Origin of the sequence: Bacillus sp. S4, from assembly GCF_040838205.1 — a bacterium.
In the GTDB taxonomy this organism is placed as follows: Bacteria; Bacillota; Bacilli; order Bacillales; family Bacillaceae_G; genus Bacillus_A; species Bacillus_A cereus_U.
On record NZ_JBFPJI010000321.1, the window covers coordinates 1 to 3,624 of the forward strand.

Sequence of the window (3,624 nt, forward strand, 5' to 3'; positions counted from 1 at the left end):
ACTAAAGGCTCTGTATGATTTAAGATAGAGCTACTAGAAAGAATATAGTTGATTCCACCTAAAATGAAATAGAATATACCGTAACGGATGAATAGTTCCTTCATTGTAATACGATCTGACTTTCCTTTCACGTAAATACGAAGCAATGCTTTCCCAATTGTTTTTCCGTTCGTAAAGTATGGAATGATAATAAAGTAAATAAAGATCGAACATGTAATGAAAATGAGTTCGTATATATTTGTGTAAGATTGGATATTAGAAATAAATATAGAATTTCCTTTATTTTTAATGAATGGTACAACGATAGATAAGAAAATCCAATCAATTTGCATAGCGATCAAACGACGTACAAAACCAACTGGTTTCGTTTCCAAATCAATACGGCTATCTAACTCGTTTGCTTTCGGAAGGAAGTACGTAAATATTGGTGCGATAATAAAACCAATGATTCCTCCTAATGTATTTAAAAACAAATCGTCTATATCGAATAGGCGATAGGCACAATTATATATACCATATAATCCAGTCACCTGTGTTAGCTCGAAAAATAGTGAAAGACAAAAAGAAATACAAATAGTCTGTAAGAAACTACGTCGGAAATAATAACGTAAGTAAATACCGAATGGAACGGTTAATAGAACGTTAAAAGCAACTTGTAAAAATGCAGATTCTTTTAATAACAAGAAATAAGTAGTTGGTTTCGTTAAAATTGCCGATGTATGGTTACTAATCTCTTGTATGAAATAAAATGGTGAGAGTTGCATATGCTGTGTATTAGCGGGTTGTAGGCTACAAGTATCATACGTTTGTGGTAACGGCAAAATAACAAGAAAATAGGCATTTAATAAGTAAAGTAATAATGAGTATAAAATAAATGAGCGCCATTTATTTAAATAACCGTATTTTCGATAATTAAATATTAAAAAAGGAATTAATAGAAACATTGCTAAAATAGGAAATAAAATAAAAGCTGTTTTTACTGGAAATAAATATGCAGTCAAAATGAAGCTCCTTTCAATGAAAATTCGTTTATCATTATAGCGCTAAAAGGAGTTTAAAACAAAGTTAAAATATTTCGAAATAGAAAGAATTACAAATTTTATCGAAATTAAGTTATACTAAATCTAATATAAGGATATTGTGATTATATAAGTTGAGAGAGGGTACTAGATATGCGATATGAGCTTTTTTCGGTAAGCGGGGATCATATTACAACTTTTGAAAGCACATGGCGTTTTCAGGAGGGGGAACAGATTTTTGTTCATGATGATAATACAAAACGAAATTTTATTATTATTCGCTTAACACATGATTTATTTCAAAAAAATACACATGTTATTCGCTTGTATTGTCAGGAAAAGAAAGTTTATGCATAAGGAAAAACCTCTTACTGTATGAGGGCAGTAAGAGGTTTTTTATCCCGCTATTTGTGGGCAGTAAAACTCCCACCTCAAAATTCGGCCCGAGCAAAGAAGTTAGGTGGGAGCCCTGCTGCCCGTAAACGCCCGATTGGTGCGGGCTAATAATCAGTGGGGGATGAACAAAACCCCCACTGATTAAAGTTTCACTTTATAAGAAAATGATAGTTAGCACACCTACGATAATACAGTAGAAAGAGAAATATTTTAAATTTCCTTTTGCCATAATGTTCATAAACCATTTTAATGAAATATATGTCATGACAAATGTTGCGATGAAAGCAACAATATAAGGTACAAATAATGTATCTAAATTTGGATCGTTTGCAATGTCTGTAATACTTAACAATAAACCACCTAAGCTAACAGGAATGTATAGTAAGAATGAGAAGCGAAGAGCTGTTTCTTGCTTCATACCAAGTAACATTGCTGCCACGATTGTAGCACCTGATCTGCTTATACCAGGAATTAGTGCGCAAGCTTGTGCTAGACCAATAATGATTGCATCTTTCATAGAAAGATCGCCATCATTTTTACGTCCACGCAAGTTTCGAATAATCCAAAGGCCGATAGCAGTAATAAGAAGGGAAATCCCAACCATTTTCACACCTTTTAAATAGTGGTCGATATAATCTTTAAATAAAATACCAATAACACCTGCTGGAATGGTTGCAATAACAAGGTAAATAATAAAGAAGAAATCTGATTTTGCGTCTTCTGCTCTTGTAAATATATAAGATAGACCATTCTTCGTTAGACGAATTAAATCATTTCTATAAATAAGTAATACAGCTAATAATGAAGCTGAATTAACAAGTAGTTCGAAGCTAAACCCTTCTATTTTTAGTCCTAGCAAATGCTGTGCTAAAACGAGGTGACCGCTTGAAGAAATCGGAATTGGCTCTGTTAGTCCTTGGAACAGACCAAGAATTAAATATTTTAAAATGTAGTAAAATTGTTCCATAATAACCTCCTTGTTTATTAGTCGAAAGAAACAACTTTTCCATTATAGCAAAAGAGAGGATGAATATTGAGAAGAAATAAATATTCGAAATATAATAAAAATCCCTTATACCGGTATAAGGGATTTTTATTATTAATGAGAAGCTACTGTTTCTTGAAGACTTTTAGTTAATTGAACATCGACTTTTTCAGCATCATGAATATGGCTCATAATAGTAGTATTTAATTTTTGGAACATTTGTTGAGTGTTTGCAAATTCTCTTAATATATCATCATTACAAGATTTTTGGTTTTCGATAGCTTTAATAACATTTGTAGCGCCACTTTGTAATGTTTGAATCATTATTAAAATATTTTCAATTCTAGCGTTAGTATCGGCGCTCATTTCTACACCTTCATCAACTAAATGTAAATTATCTTTTGTATTTTCGTACGCTTTTTCAATTTCCTCTTGGATTTTTTTCGTTAAATTTCCAATGTTTTTTGTACTCTCCGCTGTGCTTTCTGCTAGTTTTCTTACTTCATTGGCAACAACAGCGAATCCTTTTCCATGCTCTCCAGCACGTGCAGCTTCAATACTTGCATTTAACGCTAATAAATTTGTTTGCGCAGCAATGTTTTGAATTACTTCTACAATTTGCTCGATTTCTTTTGAGCGTTCACTTAAATGATTCATACTATTAGACGTGCGCTGAGATTGTTCACCTAATTTATTAATTACAATGAGTAAACGGTGAACAGATTCTTTTCCTTCATTAGAGCAATCGATAATTTCTTCAATAGACTGAATTAAGCTTTGTTCTTTTTGTAACATTTCACTATTTAATTCATTGGAATGTGTCGTACGTGTTGAAACATTTTCAAAACATGAGTTTAATTGTTGAATTAAATTTTGGAGTGTATGGTGCTGGTTATTTACAAGTTGATGTTCTTGAACAACGCTTTGTACACGGTCGTGGATAGAAGAAATAGTCTCTTGGTTTTCAATATCTTTTTGTTTTAATTCTGTTTCTAGCTCATGTATACGATTTTCTAATTGATCAATTTTATGTTGGAGTGCTTTCTTTTGAGTAAACATGTATTTATCTCAACCGCCTTTAGAAGTTATATTTTCTCTATATTTGGATTTTAGCATCTTTTATAATTTTTAAATATAGGAATTGTTAAATATTTAAGAATCTATTACATTTTATTCATAATTCCCTTTTTTTTGTCATGAAAAATAAACTGTATTTAATGGTTC

At 31.5% G+C, this 3,624-nt stretch carries 3 protein-coding genes and 1 pseudogene; 1 reads left to right on the forward strand and 3 read right to left on the reverse strand.

All coding sequences use genetic code 11. The features are described 5' to 3' along the window. A partial coding sequence (locus AB3X48_RS19290) for a VanZ family protein (RefSeq protein ID WP_367959822.1) occupies positions 1-1,001 on the reverse strand: 1,001 nt, incomplete at its 3' end. A 171-nt stretch (positions 1,002-1,172) separates the two neighbouring features. Here AB3X48_RS19290 and AB3X48_RS19295 point away from each other — a divergent pair. Beyond that, complete coding sequence (locus tag AB3X48_RS19295; protein WP_016103553.1) at positions 1,173-1,376, forward strand: hypothetical protein; 204 nt, start codon at positions 1,173-1,175, stop codon at positions 1,374-1,376. A 193-nt stretch (positions 1,377-1,569) separates the two neighbouring features. Here the strand turns inward: AB3X48_RS19295 and AB3X48_RS19300 are convergent, their stop codons facing one another. Beyond that, a complete protein-coding gene (locus tag AB3X48_RS19300; RefSeq protein ID WP_016103554.1) occupies positions 1,570-2,382 on the reverse strand; it encodes an undecaprenyl-diphosphate phosphatase in 813 nt (270 codons plus the stop codon). 132 nt (positions 2,383-2,514) lie between these two features. Further along, positions 2,515-3,033, reverse strand: a pseudogene (locus tag AB3X48_RS22125) (methyl-accepting chemotaxis protein); the annotation flags it as partial. Positions 3,034-3,624 lie beyond the last annotated feature (591 nt).

What these genes read in the sequence shown, in the direction of transcription:
- AB3X48_RS19300 (WP_016103554.1), bottom strand. Translation starts at nt 2,382, where the DNA reads ATGGAACAATTTTACTACATTTTAAAATATTTAATTCTTGGTCTGTTC.
- AB3X48_RS19295 (WP_016103553.1), top strand. Translation starts at nt 1,173, where the DNA reads ATGCGATATGAGCTTTTTTCGGTAAGCGGGGATCATATTACAACTTTT.